A 24,460-nucleotide genomic window follows, 5' to 3' on the forward strand; every position below is an offset into this window, starting at 1 on the left:
TGGCTTACGCCTTCGGTGGTTCGAATCCATCACTGCCCACACAAGCGAGACTTACATTATAGTGAGTCTCGCTTTTTTGCTAACTACCAGCATTACGGAACATAGTCTAGCACATAGATTGCTTCAAATCACATCATTAAAATGTAGAGCAACCGCCTAAAGCTATACACATACACGAAGAACCCTTCTAAAATCAAAACTTTTCGCAATAGTACTTTTGCCACGTCCTTAGAAGTTCGTATTTTTGCACCTATATCGCACTTTTGTGCAATCTCAGGAACCACAAAGCGTTGTGACCATATTCTCTTCCCTTGAACAACTATAGTTATTTCTGTAGACAGTTTTAAGTTGACTAAAGAGAAAAACATCCGACAACGTAACCAACGAACAACTCTTCCCATAAAATGGAAAAAAGAAAGATTCAATTCTCGCTCGTTTATCGCGACATGTTTCAAAGTTCTGGTAAGTTTCAGCCCCGCAAAGACCAACTAGAACGCATTGCTCCCGTCATTATCAAAATGGGCTGCTTTAGTCGCGTAGAAACCAATGGTGGTGCTTTCGAGCAAGTAAACCTTTTGGCAGGTGAGAACCCAAACGAAGCTGTACGCGCCTTCACCAAACCTTTCAATGAAGTCGGCATCAAGACTCACATGCTCGACCGTGGTCTCAATGGACTGCGCATGTTCCCCGTTCCAGCTGACGTGCGTCGCCTCATGTATAAAGTGAAGCACGCTCAAGGTACCGACATTACACGCATCTTCTGTGGACTCAATGATGTTCGCAACATCATTCCATCCATTAAATACGCTATTGAAGGTGGCATGACTCCTCAGGCTACCCTATGCATCACAACATCTCCTATCCACACAGCAGAATACTACGCAGGTATAGCTGACCAACTCATCGAAGCTGGTGCTCCTGAAATCTGTTTGAAAGACATGGCAGGAATTGGTCAACCTGCAATGCTTGGCCAACTCTGTCGAATGATCAAGGAAAAGCATCCCGAAGTCATCATTGAATATCACGGCCACACTGGTCCTGGCCTCTCTATGGCTTCTATTTTAGAGGTGTGCCGTAATGGTGCAGACATCATTGACTGTGCTATTGAACCATTAGCTTGGGGTAAAGTACATCCAGACGTTATCTCTGTGCAGAGCATGCTTAAAAACGCAGGTTTTGATGTTCCAGAGATTAACATGGAAGCTTACATGGAGGCTCGCAAACTCACTCAAGAGTTTATCGACGAATGGCTAGGTTATTTCATCAACCCTGGTAACAAACTGATGTCTTCACTCCTCTTAGGCTGCGGACTTCCTGGTGGTATGATGGGTTCCATGATGGCAGACCTTACTGGTGTTATGGATGCTATCAATGCTAATCGTCAGAAGAAAGGTGAAGAACCTCTATCAGAAGATGCTTTGCTCGTGAAACTCTTTGACGAAGTGGCTTATGTTTGGCCTCGTGTGGGTTATCCCCCATTGGTAACTCCCTTTAGCCAATATGTGAAGAACATCGCACTCATGAACCTTCTCACTGAGTCAATGGATAAACCACGCTACTCTATGATGGATAATGCTATCTGGGGTATGATTCTTGGCAAGAGTGGTAAGCTTCCTGGCGAACTAGCACCTGAGATTGTAGCTCTTGCAAAAGAAAAAGGCTATGAGTTTAGCACTGAAGATCCTCAGACGAACTATCCCGATGACCTTGATCGTTTCATCAAGGAGATGGAAGAAAATGGTTGGGATCGCGGCCAAGACGATGAAGAACTTCTTGAGTTTGCTATGCACGAAACACAATATCGTGACTATAAGAGTGGCGCAGCTAAGAAACGTTTCCTTGCTGACCTGCAAGCAGCTAAAGATAAAGCCAATGCTTCTGGCATGACCCCAGAAGAGGCCGCAGCTCTCAAACACGCCAAGGCAGATGCAATTGTTGCACAAGAGAGCGGAATCGTGCTTTGGGAGATTGGTGGCGATGCTGAGAATGTCAAAGCTATCGAACCCTTCATAGGTAAGGAATACAACGAAGGCGACTTCTTCTGCTATATAGAGAATAGCTTTGGTAAAATTCTCGACATTCCTGCTGCCCTCGGTGGTCGTTTGGTTGAGATTAATGCTAAACAAGGTTCTCACGTTCAGAAGGGAGACGTTATCGCCTACATCGAACGCTCTAACCGCGCTTAACATAATAGCGCAAAACAAATTTGAGGCCGCTCCTTGTCTAACAGCGAGGGGCGACCTCTTTCTTTTGTTATAATCATGTTCCACTTCCTCTACAGCTACCGGCTCACGTTTACACTCAGCCTCATTATCCTCACATTCTGTCTAATTACCGTACCACAAACTCAATTATCACAAATTGACAACATTGACAAAATTGCTCATCTGACTTTTTTCTTTGGGCTCACCATTGTGGCATGGTTGGAAAGTGCAGGAAAGAAACAGCTTCATTTCAGTTTCTGGACGCGTTTCTGTCTCATCGGCTGTGCGACAGCGGGACTTGGCGGACTCATAGAAGTATTACAAGCCACTTTGACTACCAACAGAAGTGGAGATTGGTTTGATTTTCTAGCAGACGTAGCTGGAGTAGGTAGTGCACAAATTATAGGTGGCACCCTATTTTATCGCCTTCTAGCTTCTAAGAGATAATTATCCTCGTTCGACCACAATTCTCTTTCTTCCTACTTATGCCCACTACTTTATTCTATGCACTACCTCCATCTCGGTGATCAGCAAATACATTACGTCATCGACCACTCTTCATCGTTGTTAACGACCGACGGAGCATTGCCTTTTCAACATTGGCAATGGGACATTCATCGTGATCAGCCTATACCTTTGCTTCTTCAACAAATATCAGATGTAGTACCACACGAATCTCGTACTCCACTGCATATTGTTGTTAATGGTGCTGCAACACTCATTCCCATGGCCGACTTCGATGAAACAGACTGTGAGGCTCATCTTGATTTTACCCTTCCCCAACGTACAGATAGTTTAGAACGTCGAGTTTTTTACGATGTTCTTCCTGCTTCAAATGCTGTACTCATATTTGGGATATCGGAGAATATCTGTGCTGCCTTCGAACGGCTTTGGAGCAACGTATATTTTGTTTCAGCTCAAACAGGCATTTTACGTAGGTTTGCCACGCGTCAAGAACATTCACGAGAGAAACGTTGTTTCATTCATCTACGATCTCAAGCTGTTGATGTTGCCTGTTTCCTAGGAAATCATCTTTTAGGGTACAATACATTTGACACTCTACAAACAGCAGATATCATTTACTACGCTTGTCAATTTGCGACCACGCTGGATTGTTTTCCCACTAGCACACCTTTTTACATCTCTGGTCAAGCTACCCTCTGCGAAGCTCTTGCCCAATCCCTCCGAGATTACGTTAGTAAGGTGGAGGTAGTACAAACCCAAGAAGAGTTTGCTCATCATCCCCTGACAACGGTAGCTCAACTTCCATTCGAATTCCTCACACATATCCTTAGCTTATGAGAGTTATCACAGGTAAATATAAAGGTAAACACTTTGAAGTGCCACGTTCTTTCAAAGCACGTCCCACAACGGACTTTGCCAAGGAAAACCTATTCAATGTACTTCGCGCTTACCTTGACTTTGAAGAAACGCGTGCTTTAGATCTTTTTGCAGGAACAGGAAGCATAACTTTGGAACTTCTCTCGAGAGGCTGTAGGGAAGTTATGAGTGTAGAACGAGATCGCCAACACCATGCTTTCATTCAAAGCATGCTTCGTCATCTCGATGATCCAGCAGCTACAGCCATCTGTGGCGATGCCTTACGCTTTATTTCCAAGGGATTCAAGGAATTTGATTTCGTTTTTGCTGATCCTCCCTATGCACTGCGTGAGCTTCCAGAACTCCCAGAGCGAGTGATGAATAGTAAACTTTTAGCTCCTGGCGGCCTTTTCGTTTTAGAACATGGCAAGAACAATGATTTCACAGACCATCCGTGCTTTTTGGAACACCGCGCCTATGGATCAGTAAACTTCTCTTTCTTCCGTCGTCCAGATGCTCACCAAATTGAAGAATCTGTTTCATCTGCTACCACAGAGTAGCATCTGATTTCTGCAAGCATCAGAAGTTGTTTTGACCTAGCAAGTTTAGTTTTTCACCTAGTTACTACGCTGCCTCTCTCACTATCATGATTGAAGAACTCTTTGTCGAACATATTGCTGCAGAGTTTCCACATGCACTGACGCTCCAACAGCGTGAAGCATCACGCCAAATAGGAGCTTTCCTGGCCGATCCACGCAGTGATCGTGCTTTTATTCTCCGCGGTTATGCTGGTACAGGAAAAACAAGTCTGATCTCTGCTGTGGTTCGTGTTTGGAGAAAGTTGCAACGGCCTGTATTGCTTTTAGCTCCCACTGGCCGTGCTGCAAAAGTATTCTCTCTGCATGCAGGACTTCCAGCCACGACTATCCACAAAGCTATTTATCGCCAGCAGACATTTAAAGGAGAAGACACAATATTCGATCGTGGATGGAATGGTGCTAAAGATGCTCTATTCATTGTGGATGAATCATCAATGATAGCTAATCAAGGAGGAAATAGCCAGTTTGGTACTGGACAGTTACTTGATGATTTGGTCCAGTTTGTCTATGCTGGTGCGGGGTGTAAACTACTACTAGTGGGAGATACGGCTCAACTACCGCCTGTAGGAGAGACAGAAAGCCCAGCACTCCAACCACGCACCATGGAACGCTATGGCCTTCACGTGCGTAGCTATGAGCTCACAGAGGTGATACGACAAGCTCGTACTTCTGCAGTGCTCTCCAATGCTACACTACTTCGACAGTTCATCAGCAACTTAACAAATCAGCATGCTCATTTAGTTATTCAGTCTGCAGATAACCCAGAGGAACAAGGTAAGATTCCTAGCGATGCTCTCAACGAAAAAGGGCTCCCACTTATCAAGGTTGGCACAAAGACAGAAGTAAAGATCATCCCTGGTGAGGAACTTATAGAATCTCTTGAACAAAGCTACCGTAATTGGGGGACAGATGACACTATTATTGTAACACGCACTAACAAACGCGCAAACATCTTCAATAATGGAGTACGCGCTCGTATTTTAGATAGAGAAGACATTCTTTGTCGAGGCGACCTCGTTATGGCCGTTCGCAACAATTATCACTGGACTGCCCTTGCTCAATCTCAACTTCCAGAAGGTCAACAACTTCCTCTTTCCTTCATAGCTAATGGAGATAGTGCAGAAATTGTTCGATATCATAACGTCCATACCATGCATGGTTTGCAATTTGCTGATGTCACTCTACGATTTGCAGACTATGATGAAATAGAGATAGAATGTCGCGTTATTCTCGATACTCTACAAGCAGAAGCACCAGCCCTTACATCAGAGCAACAAACCCAACTTTACGAATCAGTTCTTTCAGACTACGCCGACATCCCTAACCAACGTGAACGAATGAAAGCTATTCGTCAAGACCCTTACTACAATGCCCTACAAATAAAATACGCCTATGCTGTGACCTGCCATAAAGCCCAAGGTGGTCAATGGCACGAAGTCTATGTAGATCAAGGTTATCTCCCTGAAGATCTTGATCCTCTCTCTTATTATCGCTGGCTCTATACAGCCTTTACACGCACCACTGGTCATCTCTACCTCGTAAACTGGCCACAAGATCAAACATATTCACCATCATGATTGCCATCTTCTTCAATGTCATCGCTGTTATCGTAGGCAGTGCTATCGGGGCACTGGCTAAACGTGGTATCTCCGAAAAGTATATCACTGTACTCAATACCGCAATGGGACTTGCAGCCCTAGTCTTAGGCATCAACGTAGCAATGGCCAATATGGCCAAAAGTCAATTACCTGTACTCTTTATTTTCTGTCTCTCATTTGGGGGGCTTCTCGGTACAATGCTTCGACTTGATCAGCGCATGGAACATGCCACTAAACGCGTTTCGCGCAACGGGAATGCTCGCCTCACAGAAGGCATCACAACAGCAGTTCTGTTTTGCTGCGTTGGCACACTTTCTATGATGGGACCTGTGTTAGCGGCCTTAAAGGGCGACAACACCTATCTCATGACAGCAGCGACTCTCAATCTAGTCACTATGATAGTAGTAGCCTCCAGCTATGGGTTTGGAGTGAGCCTCACGGCACTTGTCGTCTTTGCATGGCAAGGAGGCATTTACGGCATTGCAAAACTATCTTCGAACTTCATCTCCGAAGCCTTAATTTCGGAAGTATCCATCGTCGGTGGTGTACTTATTGCTGCTGCTGGTCTCGGAGTCATGCATATCAAAGACTGCAAAACTATCAATCTATTACCAGCTCTTTTCATGCCCATGCTTTACTTTTTGGGTAAAAACCTCTTGGGTATGTAGACTTTATTCTGTATTTTCGCTAAAACAACCTATTTATGACGTTTACTTCCAATCTATATAAAAGCGCGGCCATCCTCTTTCTAGCTTTTTGTTCACTAAGTATTTCAGCACAACCCAAAGCAACTATCAAAGTTCAAGATATAAAACTTGGTGACATCGCTTGGAACATACCTGCATTAGCAAGATTTGAGCTAGAGAACACTGGCAATAAGCCTTTACAAATACAAGAAGTACGCACTGATTGTGGCTGCACTACGGTCAACTGGAATAATAGTCCTATCGCTCCTGGAGCATCCTCCACCCTTACTGTGAGCTACGATGCGAATACTCTGGGTACTTTTCACAAGAACATCAGCATTACTACTACAGCCAGTATCGTTCCTTTACGACTAACGCTGCAAGGTCGAGTACTCCGTGAAGTCGTAGACTACGACAAAGATTTCCCTATTCGCATCGGTGATATTCGCCTATCAACAGACAATTTAGAATTTGACGATGTCAATAGAGGCGAACAACCACAAGCCTCACTTTACCTCTTTAATGCAGGCAAGAAAGACTACAGTCCTGAGCTTATGCACTTGCCTAAATATCTATCTGCTTATGCTGATCCAGAAGTTATTCGTCCGGGACGAATGGGTAAGTTAATAATCACACTCAACAGCAATGAGGTACGCAGCTTCGGACTTACACAAACTAATATCTACTTGTCTCGTTTCTCGGGAGACCGTGTAGGAACAGACAACGAACTCGGTACAGCTGTTACTCTACTTCCTCACTTCACGGAGTCGGAGCAACGCAATCCAGCTGCTCCGAAAGCTGACATCCCGACTAGTATAGACCTTGGTAGCTTTGGCACTAAACAAGAACTTAAGGGAACTCTACTACTCACTAACCGAGGACAATCTCCACTCAAAGTTAGTATGCTCCAGGTCTACAAACGAGGTATTAGTGTCTCTTTATCTAAAGGGACTTTGAAGCCTGGCGCATCTGCTAAATTAAGGGTTACAGTATCACAAAGCTCGGAAGCAGAACGTGGAAACCCTCGTATTCTACTCATCACCAATGACCCTCAATTACCCAAAATCACGATTGAAGTAAAGACGAAAAAATAGAAGAACACCTTCCTTATCTCATCAAAAATACCTAACTTTGCTACTGATATCGGAAAGTAGCGCAGTTGGTAGCGCACTACGTTCGGGACGTAGGGGTCGGGCGTTCGAGTCGCCTCTTTCCGACACTAATGAAACTGCACCTGTTCTCTTGAGAGCAGGTGCTTGTTTTATACTACTGCTCTGTCAGATAAAGCACAAAAAGCGGTAAGATATGGGACTCTATCCAACTGCAACATACTCACATCGTCTATATCACTTTGACGACTGGTACATCAAATAATCAACGTAATTTTTCATCGCAAAACTCCCCCCCCCTTTTGTTAGGCTAGCCTAACAAAAGGGAGGGGGAGCTGAGAATCTTACACACTTTTTCGGACAATACCGACTAAAGATACAAACGAATCGCCACGTGACAAAGAAGAGGCCGCATCAAAACCAATAGGTTTTGACACGGCCTCTTCAAAAAATCTTTATAATCTATGAATTATCATCATGGAGCAATAGGATACTGCACACGTTGCATCAGGTGTGGATTGACTGGAGCAGTGCAAGGTAGTACAACAATTTCTACGAAATCTCTCAACCCAGTTCCACAACCAATGGGTATAACCTGACATTCATATCTACCCGAGTCTTCCACACGCGCATTGTAAATGATGAGATCTCGCTTAATGCTAATGTAGTCATTGGGGTTTGTGATGGCGTCTTTGCCAGGAGGATACCATCGATAGCTATTTAGTGGAATGTTAGTAGTGATGTAGATAACATCTCCTGCGCAAACAGTTTTAACTGGTGCTGTAACAAATCGAAAATTAGCCAAATTGGCAATGGTGAGGTTTTGAAAAGTCTCAGCACCACACGCATCTTTAATCTTAACACTATAGGTTTCACCAATAGTGCCATGCTCGAAATGCGCTATGTCATGGTTGTCACCCACAAATTCTTTTGGCTTCATCGCATTTCCACTTACCATGATGGGCGCACTTCTGTCTGCCTTCCACAATTCATAGTCATAGGGAGGAGTGCCTCCTATCGCTTTCGTGAAGATATGGCCAAGTGTACTCGACCCACCACAAGCATAGGCCGCTTCATCAGGAGGAGAAGTGGAGAGCCCAAGCAGTTCCACATGAATATCAATCGTATCAAGCGCACATTGCTTGTATACACTATGTGGCAAGATGCCTAGTTTGAAATCACCAGAACCAGTGACTTTGAGTTTTCCACCAATCTTGACAACTTCGTTCGTATTAAAGCCTCCTAAAGGTCCTTCAATGATACGAAAATAAGTATCATCTAGACTTTTCAATCCTTGTTTCGTCACAAATCCTTGAGGGTAAATTTCCATTCCGCCACACACCGGTTTGGAAGTGTATTTGAAGTCTACGCGATTGTAAAAACCATTCCAATGAAAAGGATAGTCAAAACTACATTTAGCAAGCTGGACTTCAATCGTATAGTCACCAGGTGGCATGATGACTTGCTCCACATTAACATCAGGTTTGTTCTTTGTATATTGTGTATTCTGGTCCTTTTCGGTGAAGCCACGTCCGATTTCCCGACCGTTCTTATCTTTGACTATGATGGTCTTGTCTTCCAAGAATTCATTGTTAAACATCACATTCAATGTGCCTTGGTCGCGGTGGCAATACTTATTCACGTCAGAAAGGTTTATTCCTATCGTTGGATTGCGGTTGAAATCCTTTTTTACATCAAACTGATGCCACTTCACACCGTCCTTCATCACCTTAAAGCGATAACTCTGGCCAAATTCTAGAGGCATAGAGTTAGTATATGCTTCAGCTTCAGCCGCATTGTTAATATTAATTTGCCCCAAGAGCGTGCTATCGGGTTTGTAGACTTCCACCACGTAAGGGTAGCAAGCCACCATGCTTCTAACCTTGAAGGGTTGCACATATTTAGCACCGCAATCCTCCACCAAAGGAGAAGCTAACGTCTCCTTATGTTTCTCAGTAAAAGTATATTTATAAACTTGTTTACCATTTCCATCAGTAAAGACATAAGTGTATGCTTTACCTATCTTAACTTTAATTTCTGCCAACGCATCAAAATGAGGCTTTCCATCATCTTTGTTGGGAATCTGCTTCGTGATAACCTCTGAGCCATCCTCAGAAGTTACCGTGACTGTGTAGGGATAGCAATAGATTTGTCGATAATCTGAAAAGTAGATACCACGTCCCACCTTGCCACACTCATCATAAACGCGAGGAAATTGTACAGTTTCGTAGCTATTTGACACACCTATTGGTGCTACTCCTACCAAAAATTTACGAAAATTTGTAGGACACCCCTTCAGTCTTACCGTGGCTTCCAAGGTTGGTTCTCCATCCCATAAACTCTGATAATTGTCAGAAATAAGCCGATCTGTACCATCAGCTTTCTTACCCAAAGGAAGGTTATAATAGTTTATATTTCTGTTTCTTAGGTACTTCTCGTATTCAGCTTTGTTCGACGTAGGTGGTATCGAGAGATCTTTTCTAAATGTCAAGGTAGTGAACTGATCATCAGTAGGTTCTACTCCCTTTGGTGCAAGAGCTATCTCAAAAATCTCTGCAGGAAAACTTGTAAACTCTGGACTATTTACGAAACTTCCGTCCAGTTCAAGTCGCAATAAAGGAGCATTACATTGGCTTCGTAATATACCTCCTGCATTATATAGAAGGTCTTTAGTTCCTTCAAACTTAAACTTCGGCAAATTAGTAATGGCTGGCAAGGTCACCTCTTGAGGCGTTACACTACAACCATCATCAACCGTTATAATGTATTTGCCTGGCAAATGTTTCTCTTCCTCACCACCAGCATCCACATTGGCCAATCGAAAAAAGGGGCTACCTACACTTCTATGAAACGTTATGGTTCTATTGGCCGACTCTTCCTCTCCTGCTTTTCGAATCTTAATCTGGAGATTGCTGTTATTCAGCGTTCTAGACCCTTCGATCTTGACATATAGCTTTCCCGTAGCACAGTCTTTATAAGAAGGTCGTGAGTTAGTCTGATCGTAGGCAATAGTTGTAGCTTGGAATTTACCATCTATTGGAGTATAGTCTGCACCGACTTCAACATTCTCTTTCTTAAACTCCACATACTTACTAGTAGCCTTCTCTAGAAGACGAACTGTGACCGTATATCTCCCCGCCGGTAATGTCGTAAAATAATCTTGACTTTGGAAATCTACTTTCTTAGCTTCTTCTCCTGCAGGCGGATTCGTTTGTTATACCGAATACTGCGGATTTAAGTAAAAGGGTGAGTAGTTTTTAATTTTTACCCGAAGGGTTCCATCAGCCTTACAGTTGGACTTTGTAGTCTCCACATCAAATGGAAATGGAGCGGTTATCTCTCCCATCATTTGCAAGCCGAAGCAGAGGCATAATAACGTCAGTAAGACGGATAATTTTTGATTAACAAATGACATACGCATAACGTAAAATGTTTGTAGATAGTTTTCAAGATATACCAGTATAGAGAAATCCTATATATAATTACAACAAACAGAATAAATAAAACGTGACTTCGTTTTTCACGAATCACTCCTACAAAATCTATCTCAATTCTGTTTAATAAAATACATATCAATAGTGACATGAATGTCTTAAATACTCACAGAACAAAGAAAACTATTTACTAAGTTTTATTTCAAACGAAAAATGATATTCATAAATGTTTTCTCTGTTGGAGTGATATCTATCCATTTACCATTCACATTCTTCTTCTTTACATTATACATAAGAATGCCATCATTACTCAACTTTACGTCCGTAAAAATAACGGGATCATAATACGTTACAAAGAAATCCATATTATTGGACGGATAGAAAGGGAGAATCGAGCTACTAGAAGATTGTGCTTGCGGACTTGTAAACTGCTTCTCATAAAGTTTATGAAGATTGACAGTATATGCTCCGTTTAAATCAGGTTTCACAGCTGGTGCTGCAGCATAAGTATAAATGGAAGGATCATTAAATTGATTCCCCACCGCATACTCGCTTAATGGTAAAAGTACTGGGGGCATGTAGAAAAAACCACTGGGGGGCACAGGTGTAATGCCCAATACCCCATTCTGGTCTGCCGTAACAACTCGATAAGCAGTATAACGTTGATCAAAACTGGCAGCAGGCTTACCGTTTTCTGAACCACCATTTACAGTAAAAATTAGCTGTTCTCCATCTTCTGGAAGAACTGCTACGCGCAAAACCCCATTTACATCAAGGGTTTCAGAAGGAGTACGAGTTCCAACTGCTACTCTATTATTTGTTTGCGACTGCGCCAAAATGGAACTTCCAAACATCATGCCGCAGAGAAGAAAGCGTAGCAAACTTGACCTAAATATTTTCATAAGTTCTATTAAAGAATTCTATTTATACCCTATAATATAACACTTTATATTATGAGTATTCTAAACTTAAAGACAAACACAACTCATCAGAAAAACAAAATGAGTCTTATAACTTAACTACAACGATAGACCTTCAAGATTTTCCCTTGTGGCGGTTGGCTCTGCGTCGGCGAATATCTGCCTTCTTCTTGGCAGCTCCAGACCCGTGGAGTCCAGTGATATAAGTCTTTTTCTTGGCTTTGGTCTTCACCTTCTCTTCTTGAGGCTTGCGTAGCTTAGCCTTTTTGAAGGTTATGCCAGTGGTCATGGCTGTAGTAATTTCTTCGTCGCTAACGTTTCGCGCCATTGGCTATAATATTAGTAAGACAATAAGTCAATGAATATTAGTGATGAAAGAGTCGCACTCCAGTAAATGCCATAGCAATACCATACTTATCGCAGGTATCAATGACATGATCATCACGCACTGAGCCTCCTGCTTGCGCCACATAAGCAACACCACTACGATGAGCACGCTCAATGTTATCCCCAAAGGGAAAGAAAGCATCAGAACCTAGAGCAACACCTGTATTTTTTGCTATCCACTCTTTCTTTTCTTCACGTGTCAGAGGTTCTGGACGTTCAGTGAAGAATTGTTGCCATGCTCCCTCTGCTAAAACATCATCACAATCATCAGAAATATAGATGTCAATAGTATTGTCACGATCTGCTCGGCGTATCTTCTCTACAAAAGGAAGGTTCATAACCTTAGGATGCTGGCGCAGCCACCAAATATCTGCTTTTTGTCCTGCTAAACGAGTGCAGTGAATACGGCTTTGCTGTCCTGCTCCGATACCAATAGCTTGTCCATCCTTAACATAGCAGACCGAGTTAGACTGGGTATACTTCAGTGTAATAAGAGCTATCATTAAGTCACGTCGAGCAGTATCTGGGATATTTTTATTTGCTGTAGGTCGATTCTCAAAAAGAGAGTCGTCAGCCAAATCAATTTCGTTGCGTCCTTGCTCAAAGGTTACACCGTAAACTTGTTTTCTCTCAATAGGTTCTGGACGATAGTTGGCATCAACTTTGAGAACACAATATGTACCCTTTCGTTTCTCACGCAATATTTCCAATGCTTTGGGAGTAAAATCTGGAGCAATGACTCCATCACTCACTTCTCTTTTGATAAGTAAGGCAGTAACTTCGTCACAAGTATCTGAAAGTGCTATAAAATCACCATAACTAGACATGCGATCAGCTCCACGTGCTCTGGCATAAGCAGCAGCAATTGGAGTCAAGGGAAGGGGAATATCATCACAAAAATATATTTTACACAATGTTCCATTCAAGGGCAACCCCACAGCAGCACCAGCAGGAGAAACGTGCTTGAAAGAAGTAGCCGCAGGAAGTCCTGTTGCAGCTTTAAGTTCACTGACAAGTTGCCAACCATTCAAAGCATCCAAGAAATTGATATACCCAGGACGTCCACTCAGCACCTCTATTGGGAGAGATACATCTGTGTCCATATAAATCCGCGAAGGTTTTTGATTAGGGTTACACCCATACTTCAAGGCTAATTCTTTCATTGTGAGAAACGTTTCAGGTGATATTATATGAGCAAAGATACGATTTTTACAGCAAAACACCAAGTATTACAAGCTTTTTTCACCTCATATCGGAAAATCTTGCTATATTTGCGATATGCAAACCACACTCTTTCCTGATTACTTCGCACTCGATGAATCTTGCTGTCTTCATCGGGCTGAAGTTGTTATGGAAAAATTGGCTCAGATTCCTCTTGACTTTCTTGCAACGAATCTTGAGCGTAACACGGTTTTACGACGACTTTCAGAAATTGGAATAACTTCTTTGGCCGACATAATACGTTTACAAAGGTGTGATGTTGCGGAATGGGAAGGGGTTGGCCCTTTTTTCCTCCACATTTTTGATGAGATGCGACAAGAAGTGAGACTTCACCCCGAACACCTCATTGAACAATGGGTTTTACAACGGGCATCATGGATATTTCCTATTGATGATTCAATTGACGATCCTTGGTCTTTATACCACTATGTTTCCCCTTCCACATCCATAGACACTTCATCTTTTGATACTCTGGAAGATGATTTAATGCAATCGATTCGTCAGGTTGAACACACCTTCACGCATCTCATTTTATTACTTAAACACCGACATCCTAACAAAGCTGCCGTCTTACATCGCTTTTTACTACAAGGGCTATCTTCAGATGTGATAGCGAAAGTACTAGAACTCCCTTCTCGATCATCCATAATGCGTATGATAGAGCATGATTTTCTACGTCCTTTATTAGCAGGAGAAGAAGTAGAAGGACTAAGATTAAGCGATGATTTTCGTCAAAGTCTGGCAGCTCTTCACTCACGGCTAGTGTTTCAGTCCACGACGGTGCTAGATGGACTGCTATACATGTCTATGCCTCGTTTCCTATGGCTTTTACAACTCACTCCCATGCTTCGTACGCAAGCCGAGAGTTCATGGGCATGCGATTTCATTGTCCCTCGAGGAGAAGTACTACTATATCGATCACTACTGCATAAAGTCTACAGATCCCTACAATTGCACCCAGATTATCAAGACATTTCCTCTCTTTTACATCTAGGATCGTTCACATCAGAGAGCATCTCGCTTACAGCATTGCTATCACACCACCCATGGATAGAACGGTCGTCTCGAGGATATCGCATCATGGCCGAACAACTCATTTATGACTTTAGCCGCATTGGTCGCATTCTTCTAGAAGCAGATCGTCCATTAACTCGCGACGAGATTCTTATGCGCTACGAACAAGCATATATGGAACGCCCTCTCTCACTCTCAATGAGTGAGCTAAGCAAGCGTTTCTCTAGTATCACCAATACTCAACGCGGTCAATGGTGGTGGAAGAAAGCATGCAGTTCACCCAAAGATGATAAGAAATCTCGCTCAACATCCTGTTTAGAACCTAGTTTATTTGATAGTTTTTTCTGTTAAGTTCCAGCCTGCTCGGACATAATTGAATATACAATCATACGACTCGCAGAAAAACTCCCCAAAATGTAAAAGTTTACATATTGGGGAGTTTTCATATACGCCATACTTGTCAGAAAGATGCAACTCTGATTCATTTAGTTTTAGGATAAGAGCACGTCAGAAAGGAATCTTCAAAGCAAGAGCCAGCCCATAATAGCACAAGAAAGTGACATAAAGAGGCTTGTCCATCGATGAAGTTGCATTCCAATAAGAGTGACAACAAAAAAGACTATAAAAACCAGAAACAACCACCAACGCCAATAGCCTGCACTAAACAGAATACCCAAGGAAAGGGAAAAGGCTAAGACACATGAGAGAAAACTTCTCCACTGCCATCTGCTTCTTACCCGACTCCATGGTAACTGGCGCAAACCAACCACCCAGAGCACAGGAACTATTCCTAATAAAGCAGAGGAGAAAACGGAGCCAAGAGAGCAAAATCCCCAATACATAATAATGAGTACACTTGCAAAGAAAAGAGCAGGCACATCATTCGGTGCAGTCTTCCTTCGGATAGATTTGGGCATATCCTATTAAACTAGCAGTAACGGTTATTTTAGTCGAAATAGCGAGTAAAGGGTCTCAGGTGAGAGCTTTGCAAATACGATGAAGACAAAGCTCACACTTCACTTTATCTTAAAGTTGATGCTCAGAACGGAATAAATCATTCACTGTTTTAACTGGATTAAAAGTAGCTAGAGGCACTTCTACAAAGACAGTATTCCAATCGCTCATTGCTCCATTCCACAGACCAGGAAGCTCTAGTGCAAGAAGTTCCTTTCCATCTTTCGACTTATGAGAAATGAAACCCGTGTTAGGATCCACAAAATCAGGAAGATGGAATTTCTTACCAACAAAATCACGAACACCACATACCAAATCAACAGGGTTAAAGTGCGTTCCCCCTTCAAAAAGACGTTTCTTGTCAGGGTCACTCATATCAATTTGGCTACTTTCTAGAATCTGCAAAGAGATACTACCATCAGCATTATAGACTATAAAAGGTCCACCTCCTGGTTCTCCGACATTGCGTACCATACCGCATACACGAATAGGACGATTAAGACGGGTATAAAGATAGTCCAACAACTCCAGTCCTTCTAATTCGGCAGCTGTATCACTCTGGCAATGCAAATCGTTTTCGAGGAAGTACAACATTTCTTGCATACGCTCTTCACTGACATTGCCATCTTCTAGTTCTTCCAAATATGCAAAAGTGCGCGCTTGTAAACTCACTAGCAATCCTGCAAGCAGCTGCTTATTTCTCTACTGTTTGCGCCTTCAAGCTATCAGGAGAAACATTATCAATCGTTTTAACAAAAATCACATCTGCATCAATGTCATTGAGATTCTCTATGAGCGCCCCATGGCCACCCGGACGAAAGAGAAGACTACCATCTGCATTGCGGAAAGGAGTGCCATCAGCATTTGCAGCAATCGTATCTGTAGACGATTTCTGCTCAGAAAAAGAAATCTCATATTGAGCCTTGTAAAGCTCTCCAAACTTCTTACTTGCTGTCGAGGCCAACGTTTCAAACAGACTACGGTGCTCTGGAGAAACAGTGAAATGGAGTTGCACCTTACCTTCTGCATTTTTCGCATAGAGTGCCCCTTCTACCAAATGCTCCTCAAAAGGAGTGCGTGATGACTCACTCTCATAACGATGGAACTTCAAGAGTCCTTTTGGAAGACGTCCATAATTTAATCCACGCGTACCGAGCAAACCAGCCACTACAGACTTAAAGTCTCCTTCCTCTACTAGTTGCGCGCTAGATTTTCCGTGTAGTTCTTCTAGCTTACAATCTAAATCTTGTAAGAAAGCGGCATGCGGAAGATTTTCGAAAAATATTTTTACAAAATCTGTATCTGGAATATCACTCTCTCCATCTAGAAAAGCATAGAGATCTTTGAACATACGACTAGCCGCTCCTGATGCAGGCACAAATTTTACCACCTCGTGCTCCACATTGCTAACATAGTCTTGCCACGCACGAAGATAAGCTTTACGTACTTCAGGAGTAGGAGCGTAAATTCCGCCATTTTCTAGCGAAGCTGCAGCTGATAGTTCTAGGAAAGGGAAGCCTGCACGAAGGTCAGCAAGCTGTTGATTGAGCTGTTGCTCGGTGATACCCTTGGCAGCAAGGAGCATATAATCTTGTTCGTTCAACATGAGCAAATGAATTTGAGGGGGATTGTTCTGTAAGAATCTAAGATCATCTCGCCTTAGTCAATACACACTTTTGCGATAAGTTTGCGCAAAGCACCTTGACCAATGATAGGGGCATGAGCATCTTCTGGCCAAACAATTGCAAACTCACCGGGATGAATAGTGAGATAGCTCTGCGCCCTTTCTGCATAGACAGCGAAATCATCCCCTTCATTAAAAGGTTGCATACTCTCTGTTGCAAGCACACTCAGAGAAGACCACCCCATTATCTCTTCTCGTGAAAGAGGGAAATGCACGTCTATATATCGGCGATGCACTTCAAGCACTTGTTCTTCTGGAGATTTCAATGTAACATCTGCGACATTGATAAAGAGTCGATCCCCATCAAGCACAATGCGCTCAGCTGGAACATGCGTAAAATCGTGTGCTTTGACGTAATCAAAAAGTTGCTTAAACAAAGGATGAAGCGAAACATAACGATCGCTATCATTAAGATGTGCTAGAATCATAAGAACTGACTTTAGAGACCAGATATAATATAACGCGAATTTACGAAAAAAGGGGGATTTATCGAATGAAATCCGTATCTTTGTAGGACAAACTACTATTTTCTCCTTTTTGCAACGCCATTTAATAAGATTCTTTCTTCATACACTTCCTACCATCACCAGAATCTTTCAAGCTTGAACATTGCAGATTTCAACAATAAACTCGCATCTTTCCAACGCACTCTCGTTATTTCAATGAATCAGCAGCCACGTTATACGACACTTTCCACCTTTATGGAAAGATTCTTTCCATACAAAGTTCAGAAAATTTCCATCAATGCAGGCTTCACTTGTCCCAATCGCGATGGCCTTGTCGGCAGTGGTGGTTGCACCTACTGCAATAATCAATCGTTCAACCCTGATTATTGCACAACAGAGGAAAGCGTGCGTGCGCAACTAGAGCGAGGCAAAAAATTCTTCCGACGGGCCCAAGAGAAACGAGCACACCAACGTGGTAAAGAATTATCCGAAAACGATAGAAGAATGAAGTATTTGGCTTACTTTCAAGCCTATACTAACACTTATGGAGAACAAGAACATTTAGTTCGATTATACCAAGAAGCCCTTGCTGTACCTGATGTTGTAGGATTAGTGATTGGCACGCGTCCTGACTGCATGCCCAATGAACTTTTAGATTACCTGGCGCAATTACATCGCGAAAAGTTTGTGCTAGTAGAATATGGTGTAGAATCAACGTCCGATGCGACTTTGGAACGCATCAATCGCGGCCACAGCTATCAGTGTGCCATAGAAACCATCCAGCGCACAGCACAACGCGGACTACCTGTAGGAGCACACTTCATACTGGGACTTCCAGGAGAGACTCGTGAATTCACCGTTAATCAGGCGGAAATAATCAATCAACTCCCCATTGACACCCTCAAACTTCACCAATTACAGATCATCCGTGGCACCGCCATGGCACGTGAATTTATACGACAACGTGAGCGAGCCGCCCAAGATGTTACCTACACCTCTGACTATTCCTTGTACTCTGCAGCAGAATATGCATCACTTGTCGTCGACTTCCTTGAAAAGTTGCGACCTGACATTGTAGTCGAACGTTTTGCTTCATCATCTCCGCAAGCATTACTACTCGCCCCTGATTGGGGGTTAAAGAACTATGAGTTTGTAGCCCTTGTCGACAAAGAACTCAGAAGGAGAGATTCATGGCAAGGGAAGTATTACAGCCCTTGCACGTTGACATGAGAAATGCAGGAAAGCCTCTACGTTATTTTCAGGAGTCTACCCTTTGACAGTACCATTTAAAAGCCGTATCAACAAATTGTTGATACGGCTTCCTTGTTTACGATTCCTAAGTTCTAATCTATAGATAGTGTTGTCCGCAGACACAAAAGAGCGATAATGTTCACTTACATTCTCTTCATGGGGCTAAGTCCCATCTTTGCAGCGCGTTTGAGAATAAAATCCAACGCCGCATCATGTTCGTTTGGAACTTCCCCATCTAAAATGGCATCTTTGAGTGCAGACTTCAGAGCCCCGATTTCTTGACAAGGTTTCAAGTCAAAAAGTTGCATAATCTCCGTACCATCAACAGGAGGTTGGAAATTACGAATCCTATCCTTCTCTTCTATGTCTACGAGCTTTTGACGCACGAGTTTATAATTGGCATAAAAATTCTGCTTGCGGCGTTCATTCTTTGAAGTAATGTCAGCCTCACAAAGCATCATTAGATCGTCAATATCGTTACCCGCATCAAATAGTAATCGACGCACAGCAGAATCTGTGACTTCATCATCTGCAATGTTGATAGGGCGCATGTGAAGGTCTACTAGCTTCTCCACATATTTCATTCGTTCATCGAGAGGCAACTTCAATCTGCGAAACAATGGTTTCACCATTCTCATGCCAAGATAATTGTGATTATGAAACGTCCACCCTATCTTATTGTCCCAACGCTTTGATTTAGGTTTACCAATGTCATGCAAAAGAGCAGCCCAACGATGGAAGAGAATCTCATCTTTCGTTGGTGCAGCACATAGAGACACACCATTCTCGTCATCACTATCGCTCTTTGTCTTTTCAGTTTCCGAATTTGGCAAACTCGTTTGTAGCTGCGCAATCTTCGACAACCTGTTCTCTTCAGCTAAGCTCTGGCGTTCTACAAGATTCTCCAACACCTCAAGAGTATGGTAGAAATTATTCTTGTGTTTACGCCCATTTCTCTCTTCTACAATATCTAAGGCAGCCAACTCGGGAAGGATGATTTCTAACAAACCACATCGATGTAATTCTATGAATCCTTTTGAAGGATGTTCAGCAAGTATAATCTTGTTGAGTTCATCAATAACACGCTCAGCAGAAATAATCTTGATCCGTTCTTTGTTACGACTTAAAGCCTCAAACGTTTCTTCCTCAATCTGAAAATTCAATTGGGTAGCAAAACGAATGCAGCGCATCATACGCAAAGGGTCATCACTAAACGTAATATCAGGATCAAGGGGAGTGGCGATAATACCATCTTCTAAATCACGAAGTCCCCCAAAGGGATCGACAAGTTCTCCTAACCTTTCCTGATTCAAGCAGACCGCCAAAGCATTAATTGTAAAATCCCGACGTCGTTGATCATCATCTAGTGTACCATTCTCCACTATCGGCTTACGAGAATCATGAGAATAGCTCTCTTTTCGAGCCCCTACAAACTCAATCTCCTCTTCCTGATGCACACGCTTTCCTGCTATTGTTGTCCAATGTCGCCATTTAACTTGCGCAGTGCCAAAATTGCGAAACACAGAACAATGGGCACCTTTGCCTAATTGTTTACAAAAAGCCTGTGCTACTTCAATACCAGAACCCACGACGACGACATCGACATCCTTCGATGGACGACCAAGGATAAAATCTCTTACATAACCGCCAACAATATAGGCTTCTAAACCCATAGCATCAACTGTTGCTGAGAGCTTCTGGAAATATGGTGAAGAAAGATGCGCCGCAAGTTGCGCCTGCGTTGGAATCTGCAACATAACGTTCAGATGAAGGATAAAAGAAATATGAAAAAACGAGCCGACCCCATTGTGGTCGGCTCGAATAAAATAGCCTTAGGGCGAGCAAAGGAGATTACTCAGCGCTGAGGGTATAGCGTTGGAAGGCAGTCACAGTAAGACCCTTCTCAACCTCACCGAGGAACTGAGCAATGGTCTTAGTCTTGTCCCAAATGTATTCTTGTTCAAGAAGACAAACTTCCTTGAAGAACTTGCCAAGACGACCCTTAGCGATGTTTTGAATCATCTGTTCGTTGAGGTTAGCTTCCTTCTCAGCAGCAGTCTTTTCCTTGAGTTCACGGATTTCTTGAGCTTGAGCTTCAGTGATGCTACCCTTCATGATACCCTCATTGAGGTGCTCTTCGCTTTCAGCAATGTAGAGGTTGAAACCAGCCTTCTTAAGAGCAGCTTCAACAGCCTTTTGCACTTGTTCGAGACGAGTCTTTTCTACAGCAACGTTGAACTCATTGTCCTTCACTGATTGAGGAACACCGCTTTCATCGATAGCCACAGGAGCAGCAGAAGCCACTTGCATAGCCACGTTCTTACCTACAGTCTCATCAGCAACCTTGCTGCTCAATGCAACGAGAGTACAGAGGCTATTGTTGTTAGCGTGGTTGTAAGCAGCGAGGCCTTCACCTTCAACAACGAGATAAGCATCGAGCTCCATCTTTTCACCAGTAACACCAGATTGGTCAGTGATGCGTTCAGCAACAGTGCGACCACCAAGGGGCAAAGCCTTAACTTCCTCTACGTTCTTGCAACGAGCTACAACAGCAGCGTCGAGGATGTCCTTAGCCAAAGCTACGAAGTCTGCATTCTTAGCCACGAAGTCAGTTTCGCACTTAAGGGCGAGGATAGCACCATAGTTGCCATCCACCTTCACGAGCACGCAACCTTCTGCAGCTTCACGGTCAGAACGCTTAGCAGCGATAGCTTGACCACGCTTGCGCACGAGTTCTACAGCAGCATCGAGGTCACCATTAGCTTCTGCAAGTGCATTCTTACAATCGCTCAAACCAGCACCAGTAAGGGCGCGGAGCTTCTTGATATCTTCAATATTTACAGCCATTTTGCTTGTATATTGTTAGTCAGGTTTTGAAAAAAGAGGGACGGGGTGAGGTGATTGGTCCTTGATATATTGACTTTCACCACCCCGTCCTATTGTTACTTCAGTAAGAATTAAGCCTTTTCAGCTTCAGACTTCTCAGCGCGAGCTTGACGAGCGCGCTTGTTGTCTTCATTCTTCTCATCGTTGGCAGCCTTCTCTACCTTACGCTCTTCCACACCTTCAGCGATAGCAGCGCAGCAAGCGTCGAGGATTACCTCGATGCTCTTTGTTGCATCGTCATTAGCAGGGATAGCGAAATCTACGATGTTGGGATCAGCATTAGTATCTACGATACCAAATACAGGAATACCCAAACGGATAGCTTCCTTCACAGCGATGTGTTCCTTGCATACGTCTACAACGAAGAGAGCAGCAGGAAGACGAGTGAGGTCAGCGATAGAACCGAGGTTCTTCTCGAGCTTAGCACGTTGACGGCTAATCTGGAGGATTTCGCGCTTAGAGAGGTTAGAGAAAGTACCATCAGCTGTGAGCTTGTCGATGTTAGTCATCTTCTTCACAGCCTTACGGATGGTTGGGAAGTTAGTGAGCATACCACCTGGCCAGCGTTCGGTCACGTAAGGCATGTTCACAGCAGCTGCCTTCTCTGCAACTGCCAATTTGGCCTGTTTCTTAGTAGCTACAAAGAGAATACGACGACCAGACTTAGCAATTTCCTTGAGAGCTTCAGCAGCTTCATCAACTTTTGCTACAGTCTTGTGGAGGTCGATGATGTGGATGCCATTGCGCTCCATGAAGATATAAGGAGCCATAGCAGGATTCCACTTACGTTTGAGGTGACCAAAGTGACAGCCAGCCTCGAGAAGGGTTTCAAAATTAGTTCTAGACATTTTGAATAGTAGTTTACTTTCCTTGTAAGTTGAGGAGCATTCTAGCAATCTACGCTACGCCTCTATTCTTTTAGTGAGATGCACCGACAGAGGATGAGATTGTTTCAGTCGCCCAGGAATGGCAACGTGTACTCCTATAATCATTGATCACCTTAGGCACTAACAAGAGTGCTAGGCATTTCAACCAACCCATGAGTAGCATCACGCTGAAATTCCAAAGGAAACAGCGAAAGAAAAGATGGTCTCATGCGTTTGGATGCTAAACGTTTTTCTGTTTTCAGCAAACTTGCCGATAGAGATTAACGCTTGCTGAACTGGAAGCGACGACGTGCCTTTGGACGACCTGGCTTCTTACGTTCAACTTCGCGAGGATCGCGGGTCATGAAGCCTTCTGCACGAAGTGCCTTCTTGTCGTCAGCGTTGATTTTCACCAAAGCGCGAGCGATAGCAAGACGAAGAGCTTGGCTCTGACCAGTAAAACCACCACCTTGGAGGTTTACTTTGATGTCATACTTTTCAGTAGCTTCGAGGAGAGCAAGAGGTTGCTTCACCACAAACTGAAGGATAGAAGAGGGGAAATATTCGGTGAGGTCACGCTTGTTGATAGTAATCTTACCAGAACCCTCAGTGACAAAGATACGGGCAACGGCGCTTTTGCGACGACCCAGAGCATTAATTTGTTCCATTGTGTCTACTTGTTTGATTACTTGAGGGTGTTAATATCAAGAGCTTTGGGGCTTTGTGCCTCATGCTTGTGCTCAGTGCCTACATATACATGGAGGTTACGAAGCAATTGTGCACCAAGACGATTCTTGGGAAGCATACCCTTCACAACACGACGGAGGAGCTTGTCTGCACCATTGGGCTTAGCCAAGATAGAAGCGGGAGTGTGCTCGCGCTGTCCACCAGGATAACCAGTATAGGTGTAGTACACACGATCTGTCATCTTCTTACCAGTCAAGATAAACTTGTCGGCATTGATGATAATTACGTTGTCACCGCAATCCACGTGAGGAGTAAAGTTAGGCTTGTACTTACCACGGAGGAGCTTGGCAACTTTAGAAGCAAGGCGACCCAAAACTTGATCGGTAGCATCGATAACTACCCATTCTTTTTGAGCGGTCTCCTTGTTAGCAGAAATGGTCTTGTAGCTTAAAGTATCCATTCTAAGTGATTAATTTGTAGTTACTAAGTGGGCAAATGCCCATAAATCAATGAATTATCTTTTTCTCACGATTCACTAACCACCAAGTTCGGCCAAAGAACTAGGCTATTAACACGTGAGTGTAACCCCCACAAAATTGGGGCAACTTGATAATAATCGGCATGCAAAATTACTTATTTTCCACGAATCTACCAAACATTTCCCTCTATAAATGCAAAACTTAGCTTCGCATAAGAACGAAACCATTCTCTAAAACAGAGGAAACGGGAAAGGATTGAACATCTCCCGAAAGAAGACACTAGATAAAAAGAAAAGACAAGCGCAAATTGCACTTGTCTTGAGGTGGGTGCTGACGGATTCGAACCGCCGACCCTCTGCTTGTAAGGCAGACGCTCTGAACCAGCTGAGCTAAGCACCCTTATTCTCATGAGGAGAATAAATGATAATAACAACGAATGTTGGTGGACGCTGACGGATTCGAACCGCCGACCCTCTGCTTGTAAGGCAGACGCTCTGAACCAGCTGAGCTAAGCGTCCTAATACTGATAGAAGAATCAGTATAAAGTTTTTTCTGTATCTCGAAAAGTATTCTGTTTGTGGGCGCTGACGGATTCGAACCGCCGACCCTCTGCTTGTAAGGCAGACGCTCTGAACCAGCTGAGCTAAGCGCCCTCTTCGAGGATTTTTCAAACAACATTAAGCGGTGCGTACGAGACTCGAACCCGTGACCCCAT

19 protein-coding genes, 6 tRNA genes and 1 pseudogene (2 of these 26 only partly in view) are annotated in these 24,460 nt (G+C 43.4%); 11 read left to right on the plus strand and 15 right to left on the minus strand.

The genetic code is table 11. The annotated features are described in order from the left end of the window. The 9 genes from HMPREF9999_RS10485 to HMPREF9999_RS07680 all read left to right on the plus strand — a co-directional run. Positions 1 to 39: transfer RNA gene (locus tag HMPREF9999_RS10485), tRNA-OTHER, on the plus strand; it begins 58 nt to the left of the window's first position. 365 nt (positions 40 to 404) lie between these two features. Continuing rightward, the gene (locus tag HMPREF9999_RS07645) at positions 405 to 2,186 is read left to right on the plus strand and encodes a biotin/lipoyl-binding protein (protein ID WP_009752137.1); all 1,782 of its coding nucleotides are present in this window, start codon (positions 405 to 407) and stop codon (positions 2,184 to 2,186) included. A gap of 75 nt (positions 2,187 to 2,261) precedes the next feature. After that, positions 2,262 to 2,651 (plus strand): VanZ family protein, encoded by a 390-nt coding sequence (locus HMPREF9999_RS07650; protein ID WP_009752138.1) that lies wholly within the window; start codon positions 2,262 to 2,264, stop codon positions 2,649 to 2,651. Between the two features lie 57 nt (positions 2,652 to 2,708). Continuing rightward, complete coding sequence (locus tag HMPREF9999_RS07655) at positions 2,709 to 3,506, plus strand: DUF3822 family protein (protein WP_009752139.1); 798 nt, start codon at positions 2,709 to 2,711, stop codon at positions 3,504 to 3,506. Continuing rightward, positions 3,503 to 4,084 carry an RsmD family RNA methyltransferase gene (locus HMPREF9999_RS07660; RefSeq protein ID WP_009752140.1) on the plus strand — a complete coding sequence of 194 codons (582 nt, stop codon included), beginning with the start codon at positions 3,503 to 3,505 and terminating at the stop codon, positions 4,082 to 4,084. The genes HMPREF9999_RS07655 and HMPREF9999_RS07660 overlap by 4 nt, the downstream gene beginning before the upstream one ends. Before the next feature lie 86 nt (positions 4,085 to 4,170). Beyond that, the gene (locus HMPREF9999_RS07665; RefSeq protein ID WP_009752141.1) at positions 4,171 to 5,700 is read left to right on the plus strand and encodes an ATP-dependent RecD-like DNA helicase; all 1,530 of its coding nucleotides are present in this window, start codon (positions 4,171 to 4,173) and stop codon (positions 5,698 to 5,700) included. Further along, positions 5,697 to 6,389, plus strand: a complete 693-nt coding sequence (locus tag HMPREF9999_RS07670) for a DUF554 domain-containing protein (protein WP_009752142.1) — start codon at positions 5,697 to 5,699, stop codon at positions 6,387 to 6,389. The genes HMPREF9999_RS07665 and HMPREF9999_RS07670 overlap by 4 nt, the downstream gene beginning before the upstream one ends. A 35-nt stretch (positions 6,390 to 6,424) precedes the next feature. Next, on the plus strand, positions 6,425 to 7,501 hold the full coding sequence (locus HMPREF9999_RS07675) for a DUF1573 domain-containing protein (RefSeq protein WP_009752143.1): 1,077 nt from the start codon (positions 6,425 to 6,427) through the stop codon (positions 7,499 to 7,501). Between the two features lie 50 nt (positions 7,502 to 7,551). Continuing rightward, a tRNA-Pro gene (locus tag HMPREF9999_RS07680) sits at positions 7,552 to 7,624 on the plus strand. A 367-nt stretch (positions 7,625 to 7,991) separates the two neighbouring features. On the opposite strand, the gene HMPREF9999_RS07685 is transcribed toward HMPREF9999_RS07680, so the two are convergent. The 4 genes from HMPREF9999_RS07685 to HMPREF9999_RS07700 form a co-directional block, all read right to left on the minus strand. Next, a complete protein-coding gene (locus tag HMPREF9999_RS07685) occupies positions 7,992 to 10,601 on the minus strand; it encodes an immunoglobulin domain-containing protein (RefSeq protein ID WP_009752144.1) in 2,610 nt (869 codons plus the stop codon). A gap of 546 nt (positions 10,602 to 11,147) precedes the next feature. Further along, on the minus strand, positions 11,148 to 11,807 hold the full coding sequence (locus tag HMPREF9999_RS07690; protein WP_009752145.1) for a hypothetical protein: 660 nt from the start codon (positions 11,805 to 11,807) through the stop codon (positions 11,148 to 11,150). Positions 11,808 to 11,985: 178 nt separating this feature from the next. After that, positions 11,986 to 12,198, minus strand: coding sequence for a hypothetical protein (locus HMPREF9999_RS07695; protein WP_009752146.1), 213 nt, complete (start codon positions 12,196 to 12,198; stop codon positions 11,986 to 11,988). 37 nt (positions 12,199 to 12,235) lie between these two features. Beyond that, positions 12,236 to 13,420, minus strand: coding sequence for a phosphoribosylaminoimidazolecarboxamide formyltransferase (locus HMPREF9999_RS07700; RefSeq protein ID WP_009752147.1), 1,185 nt, complete (start codon positions 13,418 to 13,420; stop codon positions 12,236 to 12,238). A 115-nt stretch (positions 13,421 to 13,535) separates the two neighbouring features. On the opposite strand from HMPREF9999_RS07700, the gene HMPREF9999_RS07705 reads away from it, so the two are divergent. Further along, the gene (locus tag HMPREF9999_RS07705) at positions 13,536 to 14,843 is read left to right on the plus strand and encodes a hypothetical protein (protein WP_009752149.1); all 1,308 of its coding nucleotides are present in this window, start codon (positions 13,536 to 13,538) and stop codon (positions 14,841 to 14,843) included. Positions 14,844 to 15,518: 675 nt separating this feature from the next. Here the strand turns inward: HMPREF9999_RS07705 and HMPREF9999_RS07710 are convergent. Then, a pseudogene (locus HMPREF9999_RS07710) lies at positions 15,519 to 17,052 on the minus strand (DUF4301 family protein). A 53-nt stretch (positions 17,053 to 17,105) separates the two neighbouring features. Next, positions 17,106 to 17,558 carry a YhcH/YjgK/YiaL family protein gene (locus HMPREF9999_RS07715; RefSeq protein WP_009752153.1) on the minus strand — a complete coding sequence of 151 codons (453 nt, stop codon included), beginning with the start codon at positions 17,556 to 17,558 and terminating at the stop codon, positions 17,106 to 17,108. A 234-nt stretch (positions 17,559 to 17,792) separates the two neighbouring features. On the opposite strand from HMPREF9999_RS07715, the gene HMPREF9999_RS07720 reads away from it, so the two are divergent. After that, positions 17,793 to 18,806: a TIGR01212 family radical SAM protein gene (locus tag HMPREF9999_RS07720; RefSeq protein ID WP_044063363.1), complete on the plus strand. Its 1,014-nt coding sequence runs from the start codon at positions 17,793 to 17,795 to the stop codon at positions 18,804 to 18,806. A 164-nt stretch (positions 18,807 to 18,970) separates the two neighbouring features. Here the strand turns inward: HMPREF9999_RS07720 and HMPREF9999_RS07725 are convergent, their stop codons facing one another. The 9 genes from HMPREF9999_RS07725 to HMPREF9999_RS07765 form a co-directional block, all read right to left on the minus strand. Continuing rightward, positions 18,971 to 20,584 carry a CCA tRNA nucleotidyltransferase gene (locus HMPREF9999_RS07725; RefSeq protein ID WP_009752155.1) on the minus strand — a complete coding sequence of 538 codons (1,614 nt, stop codon included), beginning with the start codon at positions 20,582 to 20,584 and terminating at the stop codon, positions 18,971 to 18,973. 94 nt (positions 20,585 to 20,678) lie between these two features. After that, entirely contained in the window at positions 20,679 to 21,674 is a 996-nt protein-coding gene (tsf, locus tag HMPREF9999_RS07730; protein WP_009752157.1) for a translation elongation factor Ts, read from the minus strand. Between the two features lie 110 nt (positions 21,675 to 21,784). Next, entirely contained in the window at positions 21,785 to 22,561 is a 777-nt protein-coding gene (gene rpsB / locus HMPREF9999_RS07735) for a 30S ribosomal protein S2 (RefSeq protein WP_009752158.1), read from the minus strand. 299 nt (positions 22,562 to 22,860) lie between these two features. Then, entirely contained in the window at positions 22,861 to 23,247 is a 387-nt protein-coding gene (gene rpsI / locus HMPREF9999_RS07740; RefSeq protein ID WP_009752159.1) for a 30S ribosomal protein S9, read from the minus strand. A 17-nt stretch (positions 23,248 to 23,264) separates the two neighbouring features. Beyond that, on the minus strand, positions 23,265 to 23,726 hold the full coding sequence (rplM, locus tag HMPREF9999_RS07745; RefSeq protein WP_009752160.1) for a 50S ribosomal protein L13: 462 nt from the start codon (positions 23,724 to 23,726) through the stop codon (positions 23,265 to 23,267). 343 nt (positions 23,727 to 24,069) lie between these two features. Further along, positions 24,070 to 24,144: transfer RNA gene (locus HMPREF9999_RS07750), tRNA-Val, on the minus strand. Between the two features lie 41 nt (positions 24,145 to 24,185). Beyond that, positions 24,186 to 24,263 (minus strand) — tRNA-Val (locus HMPREF9999_RS07755). 60 nt (positions 24,264 to 24,323) lie between these two features. Then, a tRNA-Val gene (locus HMPREF9999_RS07760) sits at positions 24,324 to 24,398 on the minus strand. 29 nt (positions 24,399 to 24,427) lie between these two features. After that, positions 24,428 to 24,460: transfer RNA gene (locus HMPREF9999_RS07765), tRNA-OTHER, on the minus strand (it continues 52 nt past the right edge of the window).

This window comes from Alloprevotella sp. oral taxon 473 str. F0040, assembly GCF_000318095.2.
In the GTDB taxonomy this organism is placed as follows: Bacteria; Bacteroidota; Bacteroidia; order Bacteroidales; family Bacteroidaceae; genus Alloprevotella.